The 25,391-nt window shown below is 61.8% G+C and carries 24 protein-coding genes; 8 read left to right on the plus strand and 16 right to left on the minus strand.

Going from position 1 to position 25,391, the window contains the following annotated elements:
* Positions 1-7: 7 nt before the first annotated feature.
* Complete coding sequence (motA, locus tag AC57B5_RS21500; protein WP_012202536.1) at positions 8-868, minus strand: flagellar motor stator protein MotA; 861 nt, start codon at positions 866-868, stop codon at positions 8-10.
* Positions 869-1,093: 225 nt separating this feature from the next.
* On the opposite strand from motA, the gene AC57B5_RS21505 reads away from it, so the two are divergent.
* The 3 genes from AC57B5_RS21505 (at position 1,094) to AC57B5_RS21515 (ending at position 5,428) form a co-directional block, all read left to right on the plus strand.
* Positions 1,094-2,251, plus strand: a complete 1,158-nt coding sequence (locus AC57B5_RS21505; RefSeq protein WP_496400289.1) for a glycosyltransferase family 2 protein — start codon at positions 1,094-1,096, stop codon at positions 2,249-2,251.
* 496 nt (positions 2,252-2,747) lie between these two features.
* Positions 2,748-4,214 carry an O-linked N-acetylglucosamine transferase, SPINDLY family protein gene (locus tag AC57B5_RS21510; RefSeq protein WP_496400290.1) on the plus strand — a complete coding sequence of 489 codons (1,467 nt, stop codon included), beginning with the start codon at positions 2,748-2,750 and terminating at the stop codon, positions 4,212-4,214.
* Positions 4,211-5,428, plus strand: a complete 1,218-nt coding sequence (locus tag AC57B5_RS21515; RefSeq protein WP_496400291.1) for a DegT/DnrJ/EryC1/StrS family aminotransferase — start codon at positions 4,211-4,213, stop codon at positions 5,426-5,428. The genes AC57B5_RS21510 and AC57B5_RS21515 overlap by 4 nt, the downstream gene beginning before the upstream one ends.
* Before the next feature lie 37 nt (positions 5,429-5,465).
* Here the strand turns inward: AC57B5_RS21515 and AC57B5_RS21520 are convergent, their stop codons facing one another.
* Genes AC57B5_RS21520 through AC57B5_RS21555 form a run of 8 tightly spaced genes read right to left on the minus strand, consistent with a single transcriptional unit; the run spans position 5,466 to position 11,903 of the window.
* The gene (locus AC57B5_RS21520; RefSeq protein ID WP_052155343.1) at positions 5,466-6,686 is read right to left on the minus strand and encodes an FkbM family methyltransferase; all 1,221 of its coding nucleotides are present in this window, start codon (positions 6,684-6,686) and stop codon (positions 5,466-5,468) included.
* A 15-nt stretch (positions 6,687-6,701) separates the two neighbouring features.
* Complete coding sequence (locus AC57B5_RS21525) at positions 6,702-7,328, minus strand: LbetaH domain-containing protein (RefSeq protein ID WP_034398026.1); 627 nt, start codon at positions 7,326-7,328, stop codon at positions 6,702-6,704.
* Positions 7,318-8,457: an aromatic ring-hydroxylating oxygenase subunit alpha gene (locus tag AC57B5_RS21530; protein ID WP_496400292.1), complete on the minus strand. Its 1,140-nt coding sequence runs from the start codon at positions 8,455-8,457 to the stop codon at positions 7,318-7,320. The genes AC57B5_RS21525 and AC57B5_RS21530 overlap by 11 nt, the downstream gene beginning before the upstream one ends.
* Before the next feature lie 27 nt (positions 8,458-8,484).
* Positions 8,485-9,126, minus strand: coding sequence for a NeuD/PglB/VioB family sugar acetyltransferase (locus AC57B5_RS21535; protein ID WP_496400293.1), 642 nt, complete (start codon positions 9,124-9,126; stop codon positions 8,485-8,487).
* On the minus strand, positions 9,126-9,866 hold the full coding sequence (locus tag AC57B5_RS21540; protein WP_496400294.1) for an SDR family NAD(P)-dependent oxidoreductase: 741 nt from the start codon (positions 9,864-9,866) through the stop codon (positions 9,126-9,128). Before AC57B5_RS21540 ends, AC57B5_RS21535 begins: the two co-directional genes overlap by 1 nt.
* Positions 9,863-10,624, minus strand: coding sequence for an SDR family NAD(P)-dependent oxidoreductase (locus AC57B5_RS21545; RefSeq protein ID WP_034398034.1), 762 nt, complete (start codon positions 10,622-10,624; stop codon positions 9,863-9,865). Before AC57B5_RS21545 ends, AC57B5_RS21540 begins: the two co-directional genes overlap by 4 nt.
* Positions 10,621-11,673: a ketoacyl-ACP synthase III gene (locus AC57B5_RS21550; RefSeq protein ID WP_496400295.1), complete on the minus strand. Its 1,053-nt coding sequence runs from the start codon at positions 11,671-11,673 to the stop codon at positions 10,621-10,623. The genes AC57B5_RS21545 and AC57B5_RS21550 overlap by 4 nt, the downstream gene beginning before the upstream one ends.
* Before the next feature lie 5 nt (positions 11,674-11,678).
* Positions 11,679-11,903, minus strand: coding sequence for an acyl carrier protein (locus tag AC57B5_RS21555; protein WP_034398038.1), 225 nt, complete (start codon positions 11,901-11,903; stop codon positions 11,679-11,681).
* 497 nt (positions 11,904-12,400) lie between these two features.
* Here AC57B5_RS21555 and AC57B5_RS21560 point away from each other — a divergent pair, with 497 nt between their 5' ends.
* From AC57B5_RS21560 to AC57B5_RS21580, 5 genes are all read left to right on the plus strand, one after another.
* Positions 12,401-13,252 carry a flagellin domain-containing protein gene (locus tag AC57B5_RS21560; protein WP_034398040.1) on the plus strand — a complete coding sequence of 284 codons (852 nt, stop codon included), beginning with the start codon at positions 12,401-12,403 and terminating at the stop codon, positions 13,250-13,252.
* A gap of 287 nt (positions 13,253-13,539) precedes the next feature.
* Positions 13,540-14,418 carry a flagellin domain-containing protein gene (locus AC57B5_RS21565; protein ID WP_034399132.1) on the plus strand — a complete coding sequence of 293 codons (879 nt, stop codon included), beginning with the start codon at positions 13,540-13,542 and terminating at the stop codon, positions 14,416-14,418.
* Between the two features lie 181 nt (positions 14,419-14,599).
* Positions 14,600-16,015 carry a flagellar filament capping protein FliD gene (gene fliD, locus AC57B5_RS21570; protein ID WP_034399134.1) on the plus strand — a complete coding sequence of 472 codons (1,416 nt, stop codon included), beginning with the start codon at positions 14,600-14,602 and terminating at the stop codon, positions 16,013-16,015.
* A 100-nt stretch (positions 16,016-16,115) separates the two neighbouring features.
* Positions 16,116-16,529 (plus strand): flagellar export chaperone FliS, encoded by a 414-nt coding sequence (gene fliS, locus AC57B5_RS21575; RefSeq protein WP_496400296.1) that lies wholly within the window; start codon positions 16,116-16,118, stop codon positions 16,527-16,529.
* Between the two features lie 2 nt (positions 16,530-16,531).
* On the plus strand, positions 16,532-16,831 hold the full coding sequence (locus AC57B5_RS21580) for a flagellar protein FliT (RefSeq protein ID WP_012202553.1): 300 nt from the start codon (positions 16,532-16,534) through the stop codon (positions 16,829-16,831).
* A 143-nt stretch (positions 16,832-16,974) separates the two neighbouring features.
* On the opposite strand, the gene AC57B5_RS21585 is transcribed toward AC57B5_RS21580, so the two are convergent.
* From AC57B5_RS21585 to flgG, 7 genes are all read right to left on the minus strand, one after another.
* Positions 16,975-18,267, minus strand: a complete 1,293-nt coding sequence (locus AC57B5_RS21585; RefSeq protein WP_496400297.1) for an HDOD domain-containing protein — start codon at positions 18,265-18,267, stop codon at positions 16,975-16,977.
* Between the two features lie 21 nt (positions 18,268-18,288).
* Entirely contained in the window at positions 18,289-19,521 is a 1,233-nt protein-coding gene (gene flgL, locus AC57B5_RS21590; RefSeq protein WP_034398045.1) for a flagellar hook-associated protein FlgL, read from the minus strand.
* A gap of 23 nt (positions 19,522-19,544) precedes the next feature.
* The gene (gene flgK / locus AC57B5_RS21595) at positions 19,545-21,509 is read right to left on the minus strand and encodes a flagellar hook-associated protein FlgK (protein ID WP_097204369.1); all 1,965 of its coding nucleotides are present in this window, start codon (positions 21,507-21,509) and stop codon (positions 19,545-19,547) included.
* Between the two features lie 14 nt (positions 21,510-21,523).
* Positions 21,524-22,486, minus strand: a complete 963-nt coding sequence (flgJ, locus tag AC57B5_RS21600) for a flagellar assembly peptidoglycan hydrolase FlgJ (RefSeq protein ID WP_012202557.1) — start codon at positions 22,484-22,486, stop codon at positions 21,524-21,526.
* Positions 22,483-23,631 carry a flagellar basal body P-ring protein FlgI gene (locus tag AC57B5_RS21605; protein ID WP_012202558.1) on the minus strand — a complete coding sequence of 383 codons (1,149 nt, stop codon included), beginning with the start codon at positions 23,629-23,631 and terminating at the stop codon, positions 22,483-22,485. Before AC57B5_RS21605 ends, flgJ begins: the two co-directional genes overlap by 4 nt.
* 20 nt (positions 23,632-23,651) lie before the next feature.
* Positions 23,652-24,359, minus strand: a complete 708-nt coding sequence (locus AC57B5_RS21610) for a flagellar basal body L-ring protein FlgH (protein ID WP_063327631.1) — start codon at positions 24,357-24,359, stop codon at positions 23,652-23,654.
* 175 nt (positions 24,360-24,534) lie between these two features.
* Positions 24,535-25,317, minus strand: coding sequence for a flagellar basal-body rod protein FlgG (gene flgG, locus AC57B5_RS21615; RefSeq protein WP_013800362.1), 783 nt, complete (start codon positions 25,315-25,317; stop codon positions 24,535-24,537).
* Positions 25,318-25,391: the final 74 nt, after the last annotated feature.

Here is a 25,391-nt window from a genome sequence, read left to right on the forward strand (position 1 = left end):
CGCAGGATTACTTCTTGCCCTTGACGTGGGTTTCCAGTTCAAGGAACCCGGGACGTTCTGTGGAGAACAGCACCTTGCGGCCGAACTCGATGGCCGTGGCGGGGTTGTAGCCCTGCATGCTGGCCAGCAAGGTGGTCTTGATGCACTCCAGTTCCTTGGCAGCATCCTGGGCGCGCTGCTCCACCAGGCCGGCCATGGGTTCCACCAGCGCATAGGCCAGCAAAATGCCCAGGAAGGTACCGACCAGGGCCGAGGCGATCATGCCGCCCAGCACGGAAGGCGGCTGGCCCACCGAGCCCATGGTGTTCACCACGCCCAGCACGGCGGCAATGATCCCGAAGGCGGGCAGGGCGCCGGCCAGGCGGGTCAACGCATTGACCGGGGCATGCGCTTCGGCGTGATGCGCTTCGATCTCGCTGTCCATCAGCGACTCGATCTCGTGGGAGTTGAGGTTGCCCGACACCATCATGCGCAGGTAGTCGGTCAGGAACTCCACCACATGGTGGTCGGCCAGCAGCTCGGGGTACTTGGTGAAGATGGGCGACTCGTTGGGTGCCTCCACATCGCTTTCGATGGACATCAGGCCCTCCTTGCGGGCCTTTTGCAGAATCTCGTACAGCAAGGCCATCAGCTCCATGAAGCGGGCCTTGGTGTAGCGCGAACTCTTCATCACGCCAGGGATGGCCTTGGCCGTGGCCTTGAGCACCTTGGGCTGGTTGCACACGATGAAGGCGCCGATGGCGCCGCCGCCGATGGTCACCATCTCGAAGGGCAGGGCCTTGAGAATGACCTGGACGTTGCCCCCGTGCAGCACATAGGTGCCGAAGATGCAACCGAAGGCGACGATGTATCCGATGATGACAAGCATGGGAGTGGATTGTGAGCGCGCGCGGTGACGGCGTTGGGCTGAAAAGTCGGGTGATTGCTTGTTAGATCGGCAGCTTGGGCCAGGGATGTAGGGTTCACCCGGTGAAGATGCGATCAGACGCATGCATGCTACATGCGCGCTTCGCAATGAAAGCTGGAGAATTCAGGTGTTCGTCGGTCAGATCGCAGCTTCGGCGCGGGCATCTGAGAAGACATTAGTGGGTACATGTCGATTTCGATGTCGATGCCCCTGCGCGATCGACGGGTCGGCCTGCTTGCAGGCCTGGAGGCAGCCAGCATTTGCCTGACTCCGACGTTCTTTTCCATTCATATGCCCCAGACTGCTCTTGTCATCATCGCGCGCGATGAAGAACGCTCAATAGCCCGCTGCATTGACAGCGTCAAAGACTTCGTGGATGAAGTCCTGGTGCTGGATACGGGCTCCGTGGACCGTACGATGGAGATCGCCCGCAGCTGCGGTGCGCAGGTGCATCGCTTTGAGTGGTGTGATGATTTCGCCGCTGCCCGCAACCGGGCCCTCGATCTGGCGGATGCGAACTGGAACCTGGTTCTCGACGCCGATGAATGGTTGGTTGAGGGTGGCGCGTGGTTGGCAGAATTGCCGACGATGGAGCGCCAACTCGGAGTTGCCGACGTCCAGAGCCTGTACGAAATGGGCGTGACCGGCTCGGTGAGCCGTTCGCGGATTACCCGGCTTTTGCCACGGGGAGTGCGCTATCAGGGGGTCGTCCATGAACAGCCCGCGTCCGACCTGCCACGTGTGCTGGTGCCGCTGGTCATTCGGCATGACGGATATCTGCCTGAGCAGATGTCGCGCAAGCAGGGGAGAAACCAGCGTCTTCTTCTGCAGGAGTTGAGTAGAAACCCTCGTGATGCCTATATCAACTACCAACTGGGCGTGGACTTCGAACTGAATAGGGATTTCTCCAAAGCGTGCGCACACTATGGCGTGGCGATGGAGCAACTTGAAGTGTCGAGTGGCTATGGGCACGATCTGTGCGTCAGATACCTTTATTGCCTGGGGCAAGCGGGCCGCCATGAAGAGGGCTTGGCCCTGGCGCAGGCCCAGATGCCGAAATGGCAGGATTCGCCCGATTTCTTTTTCACTCTGGGCGGCGTCCTGCTGGATGCGGCCATTGCCAAGCTTGATGGTCAGGTTGAGCACTGGCTTTCGATGGCTCAGGCTTCCTGGGAACGCTGCCTGGAGATCGGAGAGGTGGATGCGTGCCAGCATGGCGGGGTGGCGGGGCGGGGCAGCTATCTTGCGGCGCACAACCTGGCAGTGATGCATGAGCAGCTCGGAAATCTGGACGAGGCCCGGGCTCTGAGACTGCGCCACCCCATGCCGGCTTCGGGTTCCTGAGATGAGAACTCGGCTCGACAGAGCGGGCGATCAAAAGCGTTAAGAGCTTGTGTCTTTCCGAAGCTCCAGCAGGTGCTTGCCTGTGGGGTCGTGGCTTAGCGGCTTGTGTGTCTCGGGGTGACCAACTGGGCGGTGTGATGTGTCTGGCCGGTTGAAGATGGTGTGGCAAAAGCTGCAACTACACCTGGAAACGGTGTCTGTTTGTGCGTTGCAACTAGGCTGCTTAACAGCGGATTGGTCGGCGGGCAAAAGTGGATAGTTGCCAAAGCTCCATCCTGCCGTGCCATAGCGCATTCTCTGGTCCATAGCCATGCTTTCTTCCGTACTCGCCGAAACTTCCTCGCCACCGGTCAGCATCCCTCAGGAGCTTGCGCGTGTCCGCGCCATGGTCGAGCAAATGCAGTTCATACAGGCGCTGGGTGCACTGTCGCAGCTGGTGGTCCAGGAGCCGCGTAACGCCCATGTGTGGCTGCACATAGGGTTTGTCTATGTGCGCATGGCCATCTGGCACAAGGCCGTTGATGCCCTGCAGGCGGCCCTGGAGATGGAACCTCGTATGCCCGATGCGCAGCGCCTGCTGGCCCTTGCGCTGTTCAGCACGGGCCAGCGCGAGCAGGCCTGCGACCTCATTGACGAGGCCTGTCGGCACAAAAAGAACGATGGGCAGCATTGGATGATGCGTGCCTACATCCATTCGCACACCAGCAGCGATTCAGCGCGATCGCTGCAAGTGGCCGCTGATTGGGGCAGGCGCTTTTCTGATCCGCTGACGCGCAAGTCAGCGCCGCTGCCAGGGCGCGACCGCAACCCGCGCAAGCGTCTCAAGGTCGGATACGTGACGGCGGATTTTCGCGAGCACTCGGTGGCGTTCTTCATGCGTCCTGTGCTGGCCCACCATGATCCCGAGAACGTCGAAATCCATGTGTACTCCAGCGGCAAGCCCGATTGGGTGACTGCGCAGTTGCGCGCGTTGGTGCCGCATTGGAGCGAGGTTGCCGATCTGACCGAGGTGCAATTGGGTGACCAGATACGTGCTGACGGCATCGACATCCTCGTGGACCTGTCGGGCTTTACCCTGGGCCACCGGATGGAGGTGTTCGCCCGGCGTGCGGCACCAGTGCAAGTGACCTGGCTTGGGTACATGCACACTCTGGGCATGAAGGCCATGGATTACCGTCTGGTGGATGCCGGCATCGCTCCCCCCAGCCATGCTCCTTACTACTCGGAGGCACTGTTCCAACTGAGTTGCATGGCCAGCTATGCGCCACCTGAATACTCGCCCTTGTGCGAGGAGCCGCCCATGCTGCGCAACGGCTATCCCACGCTGATATCGCTCAATAGTTCATCCAAGATTACAGACCAGATGCTGTCCGTATGGGCGCGCATACTGAACGAGCGCCAGGACGCACGGCTGATCATCATGGTCAAGGAGCAGGAGCCTGAGGCCGCCCAGATCCATATGCTGCCACGCGTGCAAAACGCTGGCATGCCGTTGGATCGTGTCTCGGTGCTGCATCAGCAACCACTGGACCGCTTCATGGAACTGGGGCATATCGCCGATGTGGCGCTGGATACATCACCTGTTTCCGGTGGCACCACTACGTTGCACGCCCTGTGGATGGGGCTGACCATCGTGGCACTGGATGCCGAGCGGGGTGTTGACGCCTCGACAGCACGAACCCTTGTCGGCCTGGGCTTCGGTGGAGAGGTCACCAATAACGAGCAGGAATATGTGCAGGCCGCATTGCAGCTGATGAACGATCCCGAGCGTCTGCGCCAACAGCGACTGACCGCGCGCGCCAGCATGGAGGCCAGCGTGCTGATGAACTATCCCGAGCGGACGGCCGAGCTGGAGAAGGCCTTCCGTCTGATGTGGCTCAACTGGCTGAACGGCGATCGCCGCAATTTGAGTGCGGCCGTTGATCTGGACGCCCTGCTGGCCGAAGCGGACGCTGTCGCATGAACCTCAATCGACCCACGAACATGGATCCCATTCCGCTTCTGGTGCCCGACATGCCTGCGCCGAAGGCCTTGTTGCCTTGGTTGGAGCGCATGCATGCAGCACGGCACTACTCCAACTTTGGCCCGTTGGTACAGGAGTTGGAGGCGGCGTTCGCTCATCGATTTGCTGTGCCCAGTGATGCTCTGACGACGGTGGCGAATGCCACGCTGGGGCTGGAGCTGGTGCTGCAGGCGCTGGATCTGCCCCGAGGTTCCCGTGTCCTGGTGCCGTCCTTTACCTTCGTGGCCACTGCCACTGCGGTGATCCGTGCAGGCCACGTGCCCGTGATCGGTGATGTGGATCCTTCCAGCTGGATGCTGACCCCTGCCATTGCACACGCGGCCTGCAAGCAGATGCGCATCGATGCGGTGTTGCCCGTCGCCACTTTTGGTATGCCCTATGACATGCAGGCATGGCAGCAGTTTGAATTGGAAACCGGATTGCCCGTAGTCATCGATGCAGCTGCTGCCTATGGAAGCCAGTGGCTGCAAGGCGCGCAGGGTACCTTGGTCTTCAGTCTGCACACCACCAAAAGCCTGCCGGCCGGCGAAGGCGGGCTTATTGTTTCAACGCGCCCGGATTTGGCTGCCAGGGTGCGCCAGCTCTCCAATTTCGGTATCAACCTGAATCCCGCTGCAGGATTGCCGGTCGGTACGCTGGCCTCCATGGGCAGTAACGCCAAGATGAGCGAATACCACGCAGCCATCGGCTTGGCTTCGCTGCAAGTCTGGGACGAGCACGCAAGGCAGAGGCGCGAGTTACAGGCCGAACTGATCGCTGCATTGAATGAGGCCAGTGGCCACAGCTTGTCCTGGCAAGCACAGGGTAGCGGTGGTTACCTGGCGGCGCCTTCCCTGCTGTGCACACGCCTGCCGGGGGAGGCCGCGCGCGCAGCACTAGAGGCGGGCTGCCAGGCAGCCCGCATCGCAACTCGCCGTTGGTATCAGCCGCTGTTGCAACAGATGCCGGTGCTGGAGTCACAGTGCCTGCGGTTGGAAATACGCCATGCATGTGAACTGGGAGAGACGCTGCTGGGCCTGCCGTTTTTTCTGGACATGACACGGGATCAGCGCCAGCGCCTGTGCGACGTGGTGACCCAGAGCCTGCAGGGAAACTGCCCTCCCAGTCCAAGCCAACCTTTGCGCGCGCCAGCCCCAGTCACGCTGGCTGATTGAAGCGGGACATGCATGTGACCATGCATGAATGCCTTGATCACGAATAGAAGTACAGGCAGGTGTCCCAGCGGAAATGGGTGTGGTGGCGCAGTCCTATCTTGTATCCGGGCTGCTGCTGCATGACATAGTCCGTGATCTCCAGCAGATCGGATGTCCGGTGGTAGGCGGAGATGGCCAGCTTGGGCGCATGGTTCTTCAGTGACTGGCGGGCACCCTTGAGGGCAGACAGTTCTGCACCCTCCACGTCCATCTTGATGAAGCTGGGCGCATCGTCAATGATTTCATCTATCGGGCGCACGTCGATCATGTCCTCCTCGCTGCACGCTGAATCGGCCGCGTGGATGGAGCTGCCATGGCCTCCTTCGTGCTTGAAGGGAACCCTGCATGGGGTTTCGCCCACGCCGCAACCGTGGATGCTGGTTCTTGAGGCCAGTGCCGAGCCTTCGTAACGGCGGCGCAAAGCCTGCAGCGTCTGGATGTTGAATCGATCAGGCTCGATCAGCCAGCTATGGGCGAAATCTCCGTCGGTGACCTCGGCAAGACCCATAAGTGCTTCGCCCACAGAGGCTCCGCAGTCCACCATCTTTTCCGATTTTCCGAAGCTCAACAGGCCAGACCTGAAATAGAGTGCTGAATAGGGGCGCTCGATTTCATAGTAGTGGCTTGGATCGCAGGTAAGCCGGTAATTCAGGATCGAATAAAGTGTTTGTACTGAATAACCATCCGACAGGCGCTGGGCCAGTTGCTGGTATCTTTCGACGTTGTCTGCGATATATGGGCCCCAGTCGTCGAGCCGGAAATCGAGCAGACCGCTGATGCCAAATGCTCTGACGAATTGCTCAAAACTCAAGTGTGGAATCCCATTGGTACGGCACACATGGTTGAAGAAGAACTTCGGCTTGTCGTGGCCGCAGGTGTTGATGGCTACCGCATCACTCTGCCCGCGGGCTTTGGAAAGAAAGGCTTCGGTGGAGATTAATGGAATTCCACGATGCGTGGATTCCTTTTGGCAGAGAAAATCATCAACGACTGCCTCGACAACGAATTTTCCCTGGCGAGAGATTCGGATGATATCTTCCGAAAATCCTCTGCTGCCCAAAATAAAAACCCGTACGGATGGACCTTGCCGGGAAATGATGTCGCAAAGGTCTTGGGGAATGCCGAGCAGTGGATTATATCGCAGTGCTGTTGCTGATTCGAGAAATATTGCCTCCAGCTTGGAAGTGTGAATATCTGAGTGGGTTTGATTTTTCTTCATGATGCGAAGCTATTTCTATGTGCCCGGGTAAACGTATATCGGTTCGTCGTATCTCAGATCAAAAACCGTTTTGCTGGGGATGTCTTCATGATAAAGACGGGGCCAACCCAACTCACAGCCCTCCCCCACTGTGATTCCCTTCTTGATCATCGCACCCATGCGTAAAATGCCATGCGCACCGATCTCTACGTTATCGCCCACTTGCACGCCGCTTTCAATCCAGCAGGACGCGTTGATGGTGCTGCGGATGCCAATCTGGACGCCGTTGTGGATGACAGTATTGAAGTCTATTCGGCTGCCATGGCCAATGCAGGCGTTGTGGCCGATGAAACTGTTGGGGCCGATGACAACATCGGTGGCCACGTTGGCCATAGGACTGATGAACGGCTCCAGGTTCAGCCCGTGATCAACGGCTGCCTGCATCAACTCCAAGCGCTTAAAGTTGCCAAAGCGCTCGTTGAACGCAATGAAGGCACTACCTTTAGCTGGGTCTAGAGTATCGAGCACGGAGCAATCGAAGGCGTAGTCTGCATTTTGCCGGACCTCGACTCGTTTAATCAGCTCATCGGGGCGGAATTGCTTCCAGGCATGAAAAGCGGTATCTAAAAAGTCACCGCAGCCGACAATCCATCTATATTTCATGGTCTGTCTCCATCAGGGTGGTGTACCAACGCTCGATATGACGATTGGCATACTCGTAAGCGCCCTGGGTGGGAAGGGGCGCTTTTTCATGCAAGACGGCCTGTACTGCTTCAAGAATGGCAATATCTTCTCCAACGACTTGCTTGCTGTAGTGCATTTGGGACAAAAGCACCTGCGCCGAATCGGCGTACGACACCTTTTTTCGGGCCGCAATGAAGAAAATCTCGACATCGGTCTCGCCCGGGGACACAGGCACGTGATGTTCAATAGTGAAGGAGTAGCCCCCATTTCCGCTGGCTATGTGCAGATTGGGGTAGGTTAGCCAATTGAAATAGGCATTGGTGTCGCCCCAGCGCTCCACCTTGTCCAGCCAGGGAACCCAGCGAATGGGTTCGATCGCACCTTCCGCTCCTCCATGGCTAAATGTGCGCATATCCTTTCGCAGGCCGATTGGAGAGCAGTCCAGCTCCATCTTCTCCATGGATGCTCCGTCTTTTGCGGAGAATGGAAAGCTGGCAACTTTGGCCAGACTCTTGGCGTGGAGGTATTTCACATGGTTGACGTCGCGCAGATTCTCATAGACAAGCTTCCAGTTGAATTTGGCATGCCAAGTGGTCATCATGACTTCGCTGTCATAGGATTCGGCACTGCTTTGCAGTAGTTCGATGAATTGGGCAGAGAACTGCTCCTCGAACTTCATGGGGTCGGATGACAGATTGATGAACAGCAGGCCGCCAATCTGCCTGAGAGGAAATTCCCGTAATTTCAGGGATTTTCTTTCGCAGGCATCGAGTCGATAGATTGCATCGCAATCTGGGATATTCTTCACCTGACCTTGGCTGTCATAGCTCCAGGCGTGATAGGCGCAAACCAACGGACGTGTGCCCGTGAAACCTTGCTGCAACGGTGCGCTGCGATGCAGGCAGATGTTCTCGAAAGCGCGCAACTCTCCGTTGAAATTCTGAATGACTACGGGAATGCCCGCGATCTTGCGTGTGATGAAAGAATGGTTCTTGGGTAACAGTGAGGCAAGGCCTGCGAACAGCCACACCTTGCGAAAGATCTTTTGCTGTTCGCGCTCGAAGATTTCCTGAGACAAATAATATTTTGGGTGCATGCGCGAGCGCATAAGAGATTTCCTGTCGGCTTCGGGTTTTTAGAAGATCACGCGTGCAGGATTGCCGAACACGGTGGAGCCGGCGGGCACGTTCTTGAGCACTACAGAACCGGCGCCCACGGTCGCGCCTTCGCCAACTTTGACGCCCGGCGTGATCGTGGCGTGCGGATGCACGATGGCATAGTCGCCGATTTGTGCACCTCCCCCGATGAAGGTCATGGCGCCTATCTGCGCATAGTTGCCGATATGCACGTCGTGACCTATGATGGTGCCGCTGTGGATGTTGGCAAAGTCGCCGATGTGGACATCAGGGCTGACTTGCACGCGTGGCGCCCAGAAGCAGCCTGTTCCAAGATGCACGCGCACGCTCAGGTAGCCTACGGTGTTGTAAGGGGTGCGTACGTGCATGAATTCACCCCCTTTATCCAGTATGGGCTGGGAAAACTGCTGGCGTGGGCGTGGCAGGCCGATGGCGCAGACGAATGCTTCGTCCGGCTGCGGCATGTGGGTCAGGGGGCTTCCGACGATGGTCACGCCGCAGTCAATGCCGTTGAGCATGTGGGGCCGTGTATCCAGAAAGCCGGCGATCTTCCAGTCCTGGCCATGCTCGACCGCATCACACATCTGGACAAGGACTTCCCGGCCCCAGCCACCAGCACCAATGATGTAGACCCTTTTCATCAGTGCGCTGCTCCGCCATCCAGGATCAGGCTGGTTCCTGTCACCCACCGGCTGGCATCGGACAGCAGGTAGATGGCTGCATGGGCAACGTCATCGGGCGTGCCATGGCCCAGCGGATGGAGAGCCTTGTCTGCCACCAGGATCTGGTGGCCCGACTCGGCAGGCGGCGTGCCAATGACTGCGGGTGAGATGCCGTTGACGCGGATTTTCTGAGAAGCCTGTTCCAGTGCGAGGCATTTGATGAGACCCCACAGCCCGGCCTTCATGGCTGCATAAGGGCCTAGCCGTTCCATGCCGCTGTGCGCAGCGGTGGATAGCATGAAGACGATGGAGCCTTTTTGCGCCACGGCGCCGACCTGCAGCAGGTGCTGGGTGAGCATCACAGGAGCCAGGAAATTGATCTGGTACATGCGCGTCATGAGTTCTTCGGTCAGTGCATTGACAGGGGTTGCCTGATGCAGTCCTGCGCAGTGCAGCAGACCATGGATGCCAATGCTGGCCTGGACCACGCGGTCCCGGTCCTTGGGCAGGGTCAGGTCGGCCGTGATCTGCGCATGGCCTTCGCCTTGCAGAGCTTCATGGCATTGCCTCAGCCTGTCCGCATCACGCCCGGTGATCACCAAGCGAGCACCTCTTCGCGCCAGTGTGATAGCGATATGCCGGCCCAGGCCTGAAGAGGCACCTGTGACCAGCACTGTCTTTCCTTGCATGGAAAAAGGAGAGATGGCCGCGCTGCTCATGCGTAGATGTCCATTGAGGTACTCAGTCCTCCGTCCAGGATGAAGTAGTTGCCGGTGATCCAGCGGCTGGCATCTGCGAGATGGAAGGCCGCGGCATAGGCTATATCCTGAGGATCGCCCAGGCCCAACGGTGTCTGCTCAATCAGGCGCTCCATCTGGGCACCGCCTTGGCTCAGTCCGTTCAGCATGGGGGTGCGAACGTAACCTGGTGCGATGCAGTTGGCACGTATGCCATGCTTGGCGACTTCGATGGCCAGTGAACGCATGGCTCCCAGCAGGGCCGATTTGCTTGCGGCATAGGCTGCTGTGGCCTGGGCCCCGCTGTGTGATGCCAGGGCAGAAATGAACACGATGGAGCCGCCGGCCACCACGCGCTTTTTGCCCAATAGCTCCTTGGTCAGCATCATCGGAGCATAGGTATTGTGTTCAAACATCTCGCTCAGATGCGCCTGGCTGATCATGCGAAAAGGCACCAGCCTGGAAATGCCGGCAGCATGCACCAGACCGTTGATTACGCCAGTTTGCTCGACCAGCCGAGCCAGATCGACAGGTTGTGCAAGATCAGCAATCACCGCCAAGTGGCCGCTGCCGGGCAGTTCATCGGCTGTGGCTTGCAGGCGTTGCGGGTCCCGTCCGGTGATGATCAGTTGCGCTCCCATGTCGGCGCAACTCAGCGCGACCTGCCGGCCTATGCCCGAAGACGCCCCCGTGACCAGAATGCGTTTCCCCGCCAGGGAGAACGGATCCTGATCCATCATGCCTCGACCAGTGCAGGAAAGCAGCCAGATTCCACTTCCACAATGGCTCCGCCCCAGGAAAGACCCACACCGAAACCGCACAGCAACAGCCGCTTTTTTCCCTCGGCCAGCGCATCGCGCAGGCGCGTGGTCATGGTGACCGGCAATGAAGCACCGCTGGTATTGCCGAACTCCTGCAGGGATGACGGCACTTTCTCGGCGGGCAGGCCGAGCTTCTTGCGTATCGTCTCGTTGATCATGCGGTTGGCCTGGTGAAAGATGAAGTAGTCCACCTCTTCCTTGTTCCTGCCGGAGTACTGCATCAGGCGCTCGACCATGGGAGGGACGCGCTGTGTGGAAAAACTCAGCACGGCAGGGCCGTCGAGCACCAGGTCCAGGTTGGAGTACCAGAAGCCATCTTCACCCTTGCGCGCAATCGCATGTTCGAGTTCAAAGGGCTGGCGATGCCCGCCTACCGGGACCATGATGGCCTTGTGTCCGCTGCCATCGCTGTTCAGGTCGAAATGCATGGGGGGTGCTCCGGGCTGGTATTCCAGCGCTGTCGCAGTGGCGGCATCGGAGAACAGCGGGTCCTTGAGCGAGTCCTTGTGCTTGTAGCTGGACCGGTCTCCCAGCAGGATCAAGCCCTTCTTGACGACGCCCGAGGCCACCATGGAGCCCAGGATCTGCACCGCGAACGGATAACCGGAGCAACCCAGGTTGACATCAAAGGCCACGGTACCGTGCGGCAGTCCCAGGCGGTCCTGCAAGATGATGGCCGTGGCCGGGGTCAGGTAGTCCGGCGACTGGGTGACCACGATCAGTGCATCGACCTCTTCGCGGGCCCATTGCAGCTCGGTGAGCAGCTTTTCGGCCGCATCGAACGCCAGGTCCGAAAAGCACTGCCAACTCGGACAGACCCTGCGCGTCAGTATGCCGATGTTGCGCACCAGGCGCTCACGCTCTGAACGCAGATGGGGGGGGACGTCGTTGATGTTGTGTACGACTTGCCGTGGCACGCAGCTGGCCATGCCCGCGAATCGCACGTTGTGCAGGGTGGACAGCGTCATGTCGTTCAGCCCAGCAGTTGGTAGAGGTCGTTGATGGTCGCGCAGTTCTTGAGATCGTCGCCCGTGATGGTTTTGCCGAAATCTACGTCGAACATGACGATCACGCCCAGTGCGGCCAGCGAGTCCCATTCGGGCAGGCGCTTGAGTTCGGTCTCTGGCGTCACTTCCACGGCCTCCTGGAAGTCCACGGCGGTCAGAAAGCTTTCGATGAATTGTTCAATGGAGGGCATGGACGGTGTTCCTAGTGAAAAACATCGTGCCCGGGCTTGGCCGCCAAGTCGCTTGGGCGGCTGGGTGGGCTTCGCCCATGCAGGCACGAAATACGACGGATTCTGGCAGAGCCGCTCGGGCGCGAACGATGGAACTGGACAGGAAAGTGCGGTTTGTTTTGTGTACTGCCGCAGGTGCCGTGCTTCTCGGACATCCACGCTTGGCCGCAGACCCCTGGAGTTGGCGCGGGCGCATCTATATCTTGTGGCCGGTGCGGGAGGGGTCGTCTGGGCAAAGTGTCAGGCTGGCATCAAAAAATCTTTGCGACGCCCCTAAAGTTCGCCAGGGCAGCTCCGAAAACCAACTCAGCAGAGGGACAAAAAGTCCTGAGCCCACCAAAAGCCGCGTAAATCGATGTGAAAGCGGCTGATGGTTGGATTGGGCCGCCGCCGCCCGCCTTGCGATAAGCGAGGGCACCGTGGCGGCGACGTAACTGAATTTACTAGGAGTTGTCACCATGGCCATGTCTATCAACACCAACGTGCAATCGCTGAACGCCCAACGCAACCTGGGTGCTTCGCAAAGCTCGCTGTCCACCACCATGCAACGCCTGTCCTCCGGCCTGCGCGTCAACAGCGCCAAGGACGATGCCGCTGGCCTGGCCATCGCCGAACGCATGAACGCCCAAGTCCGCGGTATGAACGTGGCTGTGCGCAACGCCAACGACGGCATCTCTCTGTCGCAGACCGCAGAAGGCGCGCTGGGCAAGATCGGTGAGAACCTGCAGCGTATGCGTGAACTGGCAGTCCAGGCGGCCAACGACACCAACGGCACGGCCGACCGCGGCTCGATGGACAAGGAATTCAAGCAGCTGGCCGAAGAAAACGCCCGCGTGATCAAGAACACCAAGTTCAACGGCCAAGAGCTGCTGACAGGTTCGGGTGGCAATTCCGGCACATTCCAGTTCCAGATCGGCTCCAACACGGCAAGCGACAACCAGATCTCCATTACCACGTCCGATCTGGCGTCTGCCATGGGCACCGTGGCTCAGGGTACAGGTGCCGGCGCAACGCTGGGTTCCACGGCCGCCACGGCCCTGACGGCAGTCACTGCCCTGGATAGCGCCATCGATGCCGTCAACGGCAAGCGCGCTGACTTCGGTGCCTCGCAGAACCGTTTCGATGCAGTGATCTCCAACCTGCAGGTGGCGTCCGAAAACACCGCGTCGGCACGCAGCCGCATCACGGATGCCGACTTTGCATCGGAAACAGCCAACCTGAGCCGTGCGCAGATCCTGCAGCAGGCCGGTACAGCGATGGTGGCCCAGGCCAACCAACTGCCCCAAGGCGTTCTGGCCCTGCTGCGCTGATCGTGCGAGTCCGGTGGCCTTCCCAAGCAGGAGGCGGCCGGAATTCTCCAAGCCCCAAGCATCTGCCTGGGGTTTTTTTATGGGCGAAAAGGTTGGCCAAGAGGGTGTTCGAAGGGTGAATTGGCGCCGGATCATGGGCTTTATCGGCGCTTTGGTGAGGGGGCTTTTCCGCACAATCGTCCACATCAGATAGGCAGGGCTGGAAGTTCTGGCGTGCTGTCTGGCGTTCTGGCGGCTTGGGGTCGTCGAACGGTTGGCTATTGTTCATGCCTAACGAGGAGCTGCCCATGGCATCCATCATCAACACCAATCTTGTTTCGCTTAACGCCCAGCGCAATCTCAGCACGTCCCAGTCGTCGCTGAGCACGACCATGCAGCGCCTGTCTTCGGGTCTGCGTGTCAACAGTGCAAAGGACGACGCGGCGGGTCTGGCCATCGCCGAGCGCATGAACGCTCAGGTGCGAGGCATGAATGTGGCCATGCGCAATGCCAACGACGGCATTTCCATGGCGCAGACGGCCGAAGGCGCGCTGGGCAAGATCGGCGATAGTCTGCAACGCATGCGCGAACTCGCTGTTCAAGCTGCCAACGACACCAACGGCTCCACCGATCGTGGCTCGCTGGACAAAGAGTTTCAGCAGCTGGCGCAGGAAATTGCACGTATCGTTGGAAGCACAAGCTTCAACGGTCGTCCCCTGCTGAATAGCTCTAGTCCTACAGTCTTCCAGGTGGGCGCCAACACCGGACCTGACAATCAGATCACGATTTCCGCAGTGGATTTGACAGGCTCCACTCCGGGTGGTTTGGGAGTCAATGCAGGAACGACGCCTCCTTCGTTGGGCGGGTCCCTGGGCTCCTTGCTCGGTTCGGGTACCGGCACTGCGGGTGACGCACGCCTGTCGATGGCCGCGATCGATACGGCGTTGGACGAAATCAACAATACACGCGCCACTTTTGGTGCTGCCCAGAACCGCTTTGAGGCTGTGATCTCGAACCTGCAGGTGGCGGCCGAAAATACATCGGCGGCACGCTCGCGCATCATGGACGCCGACTTCGCGGCCGAAACCGCCAACCTGAGCCGCACGCAGATCCTGCAGCAGGCCGGTACAGCGATGGTGGCCCAGGCCAACCAGCTGCCCCAGTCGGTGCTCAAGCTGATCCAGTAAGAAGGAGCCCGCGGGGCTTTTGAGCCTGGCTGCGCGGGGCGTGGCCAAGAAAAGCCTCAGGTTCCAGAAAAACCGGTCGATAAGATACCGGGGAATGCCCTCGGGCATTTGGTGTGCGTGTTCGCAAGGACGCGTTCTGCGCTGTGGCGCGGAGGTGTTCTGCACTTAGAAAGGGATGGTCATGGCCACCTTGAGTTCAGCTGGCATCAGCGGCAGCGGCCTGGACGAGACGATGATCGCCAAACTGGTGGCCCTGCAAAAGCAGTCACTGGTTCCGCTTCAGCAAAAAGCGTCTGTCCTGGATTCCAAGATATCCACGTTCGGGCAGATCAAGTCCCTGATGTCCACGCTTCAGGACGCGGCCACTTCGCTGGCCAATGCCGATACGTGGCGTTTGACCAATGCTGCCACGACCAATACGGCCGTGGCGGTTTCGGTGACGGACGCCAATGCACTGCCGGGGTCTTCGGTGATCTCGGTGGACAAGCTGGCGCGCAGCCAATCGGTGGCCACCGGCATCATGCCTGCGGCCACGCAGTTCGGCGCGGGCAAGCTCACCATCACCATGGGTTCCTGGAACGCGGACGGAACCCAATTCAGCAATCCTGGAACGCCCCTGGATATCGATATCGCGGCGGGCGCCAAGCTGGAGGACGTGGTCCAGGCCATCAACAGCAAGGGCGCCGGCGTGGTGGCTTCGGTGCTCAAGGACGCCCAGGGCGAACGCCTTGTGCTGCGCTCGCGCAGCACAGGTGCGGATGCGGGCTTCACGGTCGGCTCCAGTGGAGATGCCAGCCTGTCGGCCCTGGCCTTCAATGGCAAGGCCACCACGGGTTCCGTGGCGCAGTACGCCCAGAACGCCGAGATCAATGTCAACGGCATCACGGTGCAATCGACAACCAACGAATTCAAGCAGACCCTGCCTGGACTCAATATCACGGTGACCCAGCAGACCACAGCGCCCGTCACGGTGACGGTGTCTTCGGACACTGAGGGTATGAAGAAGAAGATCCAGGCCTTCATGGATGCCTACAACGCGCTCAACGATGCGCTGGGCAGCTCCACCAAATACGACGCCGAGAGCAAGGTGGCTGGCGTGCTGCAGGGAGATGCCACCACGGTGGGCATGACCAACAGCCTGCGCAGCGTGCTCTCGGGCTCGGTCGTGGGCGGATCCGACACGCTCAAGCGCCTGTCGGACATGGGCATACAGATCCAGAAGGGCGGAAAGCTGGCCTTCGGGACGACGGCCAGTGACAAGACCAAGTTCGAGGCAGCTCTGAAGGACCCTGAGTCCATGAGCAAGATGTTCGCCTCGGCTGGCACCGATGGGCAGCCCAATACGCAAGGCCTTGCTGCGCGCATGAAAGACTTCACGAAGAAGGCCCTGGAGTTCGAAGGAACCTTCGACAACAAGAACAAGAGTCTGCAGGCGCTCAAGAAGGACAACGGCAAGTCCCAGGACCGGGTCAATGACCAGGCCGATTTGCTTGAAAAGCGCCTGCGTGCGCAGTATGCGTCCCTGGATGCCAAGATGGGCAGCTATTCCTCGCTGAGCGCTTACATGAACCAGCAAGTGGCACAGTGGAATAAATGATGGCAGGGCGGAGCGGCGGACGTGTTTTCTGTAACCAATGCTCGATGCCTCTACATTTTTGAGCATTGCAGCCGAAGAACAAGACATCAAGGAAACGAACATGTACACATCGCTCAACCGCCGTGCTGCAAGTGCCTACGCCCAGGTCGGCGTCCAGTCCTCCGTGGACGGCGCATCGCCCCACCAGCTGATCCAGCTGCTGTTCGACGCGCTTGAAAAATCGCTGAACGCGGCCAAGGGGGCCCTGCAGCGTGGCGACATCGGTGAGAAGGGTGTGCAGATCGGCAAGGCCGTGCGCATTCTGGAAGAAGGCCTGAAGGCCTCCGTCAATCCCGATGAAGGTGGCGAGCTGGCCCAGAACCTGATTTCCGTCTACGACTACAGCATTACCCAGCTGACGCTGGCCAATCTGCGCAACGACGCGGCGCTGCTGCAAAGCGCGCAGGATGTGCTGGCTCCGATTGCCCATGGTTGGCGCGACATCGCCAACGCGCCAGCCGTTGCCGGGACCTAGAAATGGAGCTGACATTGATTGACTTTTACCGTGCCATAGAAGACAGCAGCGCCAAGATGCTGCAGGCCGCACAGAACAAGGATTGGGAGGGGGTGACGCGCTACGAGGGCACCTGTGCCGTGCTGATCGAGCAGCTGCGGCTCAAGTCGCATGACGAGCCGCTGGCGCCCGATCAGCGCAAGGAGAAGGCCCGCATCATGCAGCGCATCCTGCGCAACGATGCCCAGATCCGCACGCTGGCCGAGCCCTGGCTGGCACAGTTCGAGCACATGTTCGACGGCCAGCCCCACGCCATGCATTGAGCAGGGCAGATCGGCAGGAGCTGCATCCGCAGCCTTCCTGCCGGACACAAAAAAACCGCCTGATGTTCAGACGGTTTTTTTATGGGCGGAATCTGCGGATGCCAGCGGCGGCTGAGGCTTCCCACCCGGCCGCTGTGGACTGATCAGGCCGCAGGCGCGGGCTGCACCTGCAGTTCGCTGAGCATGCGCAGCAGGATGCGGTTCACGTCCTCGATCTCGAAGGCGTGCTCTTCGCGCAGCTGGCGAATCGGTGCGGGATCGTCGGACTCCAGCGCAATGGCCATGAGCAGGGACGGCGCGTAGGGGCCGGTGCGCGTCACGGCGGCGTCGAAGACGCGCTCGGACACGGGAATGCGGCGCAGCGCGGTGGGCAGGGGCTCGCCCAGCAGCTGGTCCAGCTGCGAGAGCAGGCCCAGCAGATAGACCTCGCGCTGCAGGTCGTGGCTGATGCCGGCCTCGATCAGTCGCTCGGTCAGGCTGGCGCGCAGCCGGATGGCGGTGCGCACGGGCACCAGGCTGGGTTCGGTGCAGGCGTGGGGCAACTGGTCGGACAGCCAGCGCTGCAGCGTGCCGTATCCCAGCATCACCAGGCCGCGGCGCAGCGAGTCCACATTGCCCCGCAGGCCCAGGGCTGCGGAGTTGGTGTAGAGCATGAAGCGATAGGCCAGGATGGGGTCCTCGCCCAGGATCTGCTCGAAGGCCTCGATCGATTGCTCGGCATCGACGGCGCGCATCAGTGCGAGCACGGTGTCGCGGCTGGGCAGGGCGGCGTGATGGCGCTGGGCATGCAGCGTATCGGCCACGGGCCAGCCGGCGATGGCGCCCGCATGGAAGCTGTCCAGGCACAGATCGGTCAGGGCCAGGCTGTCCAGCCCCTCGTACATCTGGCCGCCCAGCAGTTGCAGGGGCGGCAGGGTGGGTGTGGGCCTGGCGGCCTGCTTCAGGGCCTGGAGCTTGGTCGGTGCCTGGGCTGCCTGCGCGGCCTGTTGCAGCGCAAGCGCTGTCTGGTTTTGCATGCCCGAAGCGCCTTCGGGCGGCAGGTGCAGCAGGCTGCTGGCAAACCAGTGGGCGGCCTGGGCGTCGGGCACATCGGACAGTGGCCCGCGCCACACCAGCATGAGGCCGCGCGCATGCGCCTGGCGCACCAGGTCGTAGATGGCGGAGTCCTGCAGCCAGTCGCCGCGCACCTCGATCCAGGGGCTGCCCTTGGAGGCGTTTTCCAGCAGGTCGCACAGCACCTGGCGCGACTGGGGCGACAGAAGTATCGGCGGCGACTGCGTGCCCCAGGTCTCGCGCAGTATGCGCAGCAGGTGGGCCACGTCGGCCTGGACGCCGGGTTCCTCGTGAAGATAAAGCTGCACGCCCGCCAGACGGCGGGCCTGGTTCCAGAGCGGCCTATAGCCGAGGGTCAGAGAGCTCAGGACGGACTGGACCATGGATGCATGCGCGGGTGGCTATCAGTTGATGAAGTTGAACAGTGACAGTTTCTGGATCGAGGCATAGGACTGCAAGGCAGCCTGCATGCCCACCTTCTGCATGTCCACATCGGAGAGGGCCTTGATCATATCGATGTCTTCGGCCCGCGAACGCGCCGCTTCCTGCTGGTCCGCCTGGTTCTTCATGTCGTCTTCAAGGCGGTCGGCGCGGTTGAGCTGGTCGCCGGCGAAGCTGCGCATGGCCTGGACGCGGCTCATGCCGGCGTCGAGTTCATTGAGGCCGCGTGCCAGCCCTTGCTGCAGGCCGCCAGGGTCCGTGCCGCCGTTCTTGACTGCGGAAATCACGCCGTCGAGCACACTGAACAGGTCGGTGCGCTGGCTGGGCGCCAGCTTGAAGGTGTCGCCGGTGGCCGGGTTGCCCGAAATGCCGACGGACATGCCGTCCACGGTGAGTTTGCCGTCGGCGGGGAAGGCCGTACCGGCGGGAACCTTGTTGGTTGTGGTGCCCCCGGGGGCGGGCAGGGGGTTGAAGGCGTCGATGCTATAGGTGACGGCGTTGGTGACCGGGTCCTTGACGAAGGCAATGGTGTAGGTGTCACTGGTCAGTTGACTGGGATCCGTTACGGTACCCAGGCTCGCGTAGGCGGAACTGCCGGCCACCGACTGGCGCGAGACGGAAAACACGCCGTTGCCCGTAGGCACGTTCATCCAGGTCGAGAACCCGTCCAGCGCGATCGGCAGCCCGTTCTCGCCGCCTGTGCTCTGGCCTGCCTGCAGCTGGGAGCTCGCGCCAGGCGTGGCGCTGGTCAGGGGGTCTTCCTTGCTGCCCAGTCCCCGGAAGAGAGGCATGCCATTGGAGTCCTTGGCATTGGCGTAGCTCAGGACTTGGTCGCGCAGGCTTTGGAGTTCCTGCACCAGCGCATCACGGGCCTTTTGGTCATAGGAGCCGTTGCCTGCCGCCAGGATCTTGTCGCGGAAGTCCTTGAGTGCGTCCTGGGCCGTACCCAGCTTGGATTCGCCCTGGGCGATCACATCGCGCTGCAGGCCCAGCACGCGCTGGTCGTTTTCGGAGCGGGAGATGCGCGTGAGTGCGCGTTCGGCCTGTGCGGCGGCCACGGGGTCGTCGCTGGCGCGCACCACGCGCTTGCCGGAGGTGGTCTTTTCCATCAGGTCCACCAGACTCGTGTTGCGCGAGTTCAGGTTGTTGATGGTGCTTTCGTACATGTTGGCCGTGCCAATGCGGGAGATGCTCATGGTGGAATGCTCCTGTCCTGTGATCAGCGGCCTACGGTCTGCAGAACGCTGTCGAAAATGCTTTGCGCGACCTGCAGCATCTTGGCCGAGGCCTGGTAGGACTGCTGGTACTGCAGCAGCTTGGCGGCCTCTTCGTCGAGGTTCACGCCCGAGACGGCCGTGCGGTCCGCCTCCAGGTTCTTGGCAATGGTCTCGGACAGCTTGGCCGCGTACTGCGCGCTCTGCGTGCGCGTTCCGACCTGGGCCATGGCGGTGGAAAAGCCGTCGCTCAGCGTGGTCGAGCCATCGAAGAGCTTGCTGTCGCGCAGCGCCAGGAAGGAGCTGGCATTGCCCGCATCGCGCTGATAGGCCGTGCCGTATTGCGGGTCGGTGGCCTTGCCCAGCGTGACCTTGTCGCTGGTGGTTCCGTTGATGGCGGGCGTGCCGGTGATCTTGACCTGCAGGCCCGGTGCCAGCTGGATCGGCTGGCCGGAGGTGTAAAGGCCGGTGGCGGGAATGCCGCCTGCGGGTGCCGGGGTGATGGTGTATTCCAGCTGCCCGGTGGCGTTCTTGCTGAACGACACCTCGGCGCCGGCAAAGCCTGCCAGGTTGAAGCCGGCACTGACCTGGATGCCGCCCATTTGCAGGGTCGCATCGCCCAGCGACTTGATGCTGGCCGCCACGGGGTTGGCCACGGCCAGGTCGTTGGGCGAGTGCACGGCGGCCTGGATGTCGTGGGCACCCGCCGCCATGGGGCGGAACAGCACGGTGTTGCCCGACACGCCTTCGGCCTTGAGGTCGAAGCGCAGGCCGTCGATCTCCTTGGAGCTCAGGTCGGCCATGTTGGTGAAGTCCGTGACCTTGCCGTCCGACAGGCGGATGACCTTGCCTGCTGGTGCCGTGCTGCCGAAGACGATCTGGTAGTCGGATGCCTTGAGCTGGCTGGAGTCGACCACCGTGGTCGTCGGCGTGGTGGCGCCTGTCCACTGCGCGCCCGTGGTCGAGCCGTTGCTGACCATGGACAGCTTGAACAGATTGCTGCCGCTTTGTCCCGACAGCGTCAGGCCCAGGTTGTTTTGCTCGTTCAGCGAGTCGCCAATGGCCAGGGCCATGCGGCCCAGCAGGTTGCGGCCCTCGGTCAGGTCGCTGCCCTGGAACTGCAGCAGGCCGGCGATCTCGCCGCCACCCAGCATGGAGGGCGTCAGTTCCACGTTCTGGCCGCCGGGCTGCTGGAAGTACAGGGCCATCTTGCCGCTGCCCGGGAACTCGGTGGCTTCCTTGAGCGTGAGCTGGGCGGAATTGGGTCCCAGCACCAGCGGCTGGCTGCCGCCCACGAACAGGCTGATGCTGCCGTCGTCCGCAGGGATCTGGCTGGTCTGCACGTATTTGTTGATGTTGCGCACCAGCTGGTCGCGCTGGTCCAGCAGGTCGTTGGGCGTCTGGCCCGAGGCGATGGAGCGGCTGATCTGCGCATTGAGCGTGGCCACCTGGCCGGCCAGGCTGTTGACCACGGTCACATCGTTGCCCATCTGCTGCTTGGCGCTGTAGTCCAGCTCGTCCAGCTGGGCCGATGCCGAGCGAAAGCGCGCCGCCAGCTCGTTCATACGCGTGAGCACCACCTGGCGCGCCGACGGGTCGGTGGGCGCACCGGCCACGTCGCCGAACGAATTCATCATGTCGGTGATCGCCGCGCCCAGGCCGGTCTTGCCGCCACTGAACACCTCCTGCATTTGCGTCAGAGATTGCGCACGTGCCGAGTCGGCCGCCGACACGGCGCTGGCCGTGGCTGCCTGGCGGTTGAGCAGGTCATTGAAGTTGCGCAGGATGGTGTTCACATCCACGCCATTGCCGATGTAGCCGCTGCCCATGTTCTGGCCCGGCGAGGTCTGGAAGGCCACGCTCTGGCGCGAATATCCGGCCGTGTTGACGTTGGCGATGTTGTGGCCTGTGGTCTGCAGGGCGATCTGGTTCGCCATCAGGGCGCGGGACCCGACGTTCAAAAGGCTCATGACGTGTTCTCTGGTTAGGCTTGGGCACGTGCCGCGCTCTGCACGGCGCTCTGGATGGCGCGGCTGAGCTTGCTGGCGTATTCGGGATCGGTGGCGTAGCCGGCTTTCTGCAGCTCGGTCGCATAGGCCAGGGCCGAGTCGGTCTTGCCCATGGCTTTCTCGTAGCGCGGATTGCTGGTGATCAGGCGCGCGTAGTCGCGGAAGGACTCCTCGTAGGAGTCGTAGGCGCGGAACTTGGCCGTGACCTTGCGCGCCACGCCGTCGATGTATTCGGTGGTCGTGACCTCGGCGACCTTGCCCGTCCAGCCCTTGCCGGCCTTGATGCCGAACAGGTTGTGGGCATTGCTGCCATTGGCATTCTTGATTTCGCTCTTGCCCCAGCCGGTCTCGTGTCCGGCCTGGCCCAGCATGAAGGCGGCCGGAATGCCGCTTTCCTGCGCCACGCGTGCAGCGGCGTCGCCATGATGGGCGACGAAGTTGTCACGACCCTTGGGCGCGGGCGCGTAGGCGTTGACGGACTGGGCCGCGCTGCTGCGGCTGCCGCTCCAGGCACCTGTGGTGCCATTGGCGCTGCCGGCCGTGCTGCGCCAGGCGATGCGGCTCATGCTCAGTGTGGAGGGCACGGAGATCTCTGCATCCTCGGCGGCTTCCGAGCCCATGGTGCGGGCCAGCTGGCGCGTGATGGCATCCGACAGGCCGCCGGGCTGGCCCGACATGGCCACCGACAGCTGCTGGTCCAGCATGTCGGTGCTGAGGTTGCCCTGTGCGCTGTCGAGCAGGCCGGACTTCATGGTGGCCTCGCGCATGCTCTTGATCATCTCGCGCATGAACAGCGATTCCAGCTGCTTGGCGGTTTCCTTCGCTGCCTGCGGACTGTTCTCGCCGGCCGCGAATTTGAGTGCGTTGAGGGACCGGGCGTCGGCCGCCAGCGCATTGCTGGCCGCAGTCTGCGATCCATTGGGAAGTGCGATGCTCATATCACCTCCAGTTCGGCGTTGAGGGCGCCTGCTGCCTTGATGGCCTGCAGGATGGCCAGCAGGTCCTGGGGCGTGGCGCCCAGCGTGTTGAGTGCGCGCACCACGTCGGTCAGTTGCGGGGAGCCGGGCATGTTGATGATGTTGCCGGGCTCCTGCTTGATCTGGATGTCGGACTTCTGGGCCACCACGGTCTGGCCCTGCGAGAAGGCGCCGGGCTGGCTGATCACCGGTGTGGTGCTGATGGTGATGGCCAGGTTGCCATGCGCGATGGCGCAGGGGCCCAGGGTCACGGCCTGGTTGAGCACGATGGAGCCCGTGCGTGCATTGATCACGACCTTGGCCGAGGGCTTGGAGGTCTCGATCGGCATCTCCTGGATCTCGGCGATCATGCGCACGCGCGATCCCGGGTCCTGGGGCGCGGACACGCGCACGGTGCGCCCGTCCAGCGCCTGTGCCACGCCCTGGCCCATGCGCTGGTTGATGGCGCGCACCACCTTGTCGGCGGTCTGGAAATCGGTGGCGTTCAGGCCCAGCGTGATGCTGTCGCCTTCGTTGATCGGGGTGGGTACGGCGCGCTCGACCTGGGCGCCCTGCGGCACGCGGCCTGCGCTCAGGTGGTTGATCTGTACCTTGGAGCCGCCGGCCGAGGCGCCGGCGCCGCCGACCACGAGGTTGCCCTGGGCCAGCGCATAGATCTCGCCATCGGCGCCGCGCAGCGGTGTGGCCACCAGGGTGCCGCCCTTGAGCGACTTGGCGTTGCCCACGGAGGAGACCACCACGTCGATGGCCTGGCCCGGCTGGGCAAAGGCCGGCAGTTCGGCGGTGACGATCACGGCCGCCACGTTCTTGAGCTGCAGCTGGCCAGAATTGCCTGTAGCGGGCAGCGAGATGCCCATCTGCTCCAGGTAATTGGCCAGGGCCTGCTTGGTGTAGGGCATCTGGGTGGTCTGGTCGCCCGTGCCGTCGAGGCCGACCACCAGACCGTAGCCGGTCAACTGGTTGCTGCGCACGCCCTGGATGGCAGCGACCTCTTTGATGCGTGTTGCATGCGCCGGCAGGGTCAGCATGCTGGCGCCGAGGGCGGCTGCAACCCAGAAGGGGCGCTGCGCTTGGCGCAATGTCAGGAGCATGGACAGTACTTTCATGCTGTCCATTCTCCGGAGAATCAGAACGGCATAACGTTCAAAAAGAACCGGGACAACCAGCCAATTGACTGCGCTTCCCCGGCCTGTCCGCGGCTGCGCGATTCCACGCGCACATTGGCCACCTGGGTCGATGCGACCAGGCTGCCGGGCTGCATCGTGCGCGGGTCCACCGTGCCCGTGAAGCGCAGCACATCCACGTTGTGGTTCACGCCGATCTGCTTTTCTCCGGCGATCACCAGATGGCCGTTGGGCAGCACATCGACCACCGTCGTGCTGATGGCGCCCGTGAACGTGTTGTCGCTCGACGTCGAGCCCGAGCCCGTGTAGTCGTTGTTGTTGTTGAAACCGATGTTCGAGCGGTCCTTGAGATTGGCCAGCGCATTGCCCGAGAACAGCGGCAGCGCAGAAATCCCCGCCGTGGTCTTGTTGGACCGCTTGAGGCCCGAATCCGACTTCTGGCTGGCCGTCACGCGCTCCACGATCTGCACCGTCACCATGTCCCCCACCAGGCGCGCGCGCCGGTTCTCGAAACCGGGACGGTAGCTGGCGGCATTGAACAGGCTGCCCGTAGGGCTGCCCGCCACGGGCGCGGCCGGCATCAGCACCGGAGGCGCAGTGGACGGCATGTCCACGGGCGGCGGGTCATTGAGCGTCGTGCAGCCCGACAGGACTGCCGCCAGCGCCAGGCACGTGCCCGTCGCGGAAAGGGAGAAGATTCGTTGGGTCATGGCGATGTTCCCGGGTTCAATGGTTCATGGCTGCGCATGCAGACCCCACCCTCGAGAACTGGCATGTCCCAGCCCAGGGACACCGAGGAAGGGCCGCCCCGCACCGAGGGTGTCGTCCCCCTCCCGCGCAGCGAGAGAGGGGGAAGCGGCGAAGCCGCTCAGGGGGAGAGATCGATTACAGCTGCGCCAGCTTGGCCAGCATCTGGTCCGAAGTCGTGATGGCCTTGGAATTCATTTCATAGGCGCGCTGGGTCTGGATCATGGTCACCAGCTCCTGCACCACGTTCACGTTCGAGCCTTCCAGGTAGCCCTGCTTGATCATGCCCATGCCGTTGACGCCGGGCTGGCCCTGCTGGGGCTGGCCCGAGGAAGCGGTCTCGGTGAACAGGTTCTGGCCACGCGGCTCCAGGCCGGCCGGATTGATGAACTGGCTCATGGCGATATTGCCCACCTGCTGGGGCGCGGCCTGTCCGGCCATGGTCACGCTGACCACGCCCTCGGGGCTGATCGACACCTTGGTCGCGCCCTGGGGAATGGTCACGCCGTTGGCGATGGGCATGCCGCTGGCCGTCACCAGCTGGCCCTGCGCATCGACCTGGAAGGAGCCGTCACGGGTATAGGCCGTGGTGCCGTCGGGCATGTTGACCTGGAAGAAGCCGTTGCCGTCGATGGCCACGTCCAGCGCATTGTTGGACTGCTGCAGGGCGCCCTGCAGGAAATTGCGCGAGGTGGCCACCGTGCGCACACCCAGGCCCAGGTGCAGGCCCGTGGGCAACTGGTTCTGCTCGGTCGTCTGCGAGCCGGACTGGCGCAGGTTCTGGTAGATCAGATCCTCGAACACCGCGCTGGCGCGCTTGTAGCCCGTGGTCGAGACGTTGGCCAGGTTATGGGAAATCACGTCCAGCTGGGTCTGCTGAGCTTCCATGCCGGTCTTGGAGATGAACAGTGAATTGATCATGGCGTTTTCCTTCAGTTTTCCGTGGCGACTTGCGCCGTCTCAGCGTTTGAATCCTTGGCACATCGCGCGGGACT

It is taken from the genome of Delftia sp. BGA-UO-ETr-SB1 (genome assembly GCF_059567865.1).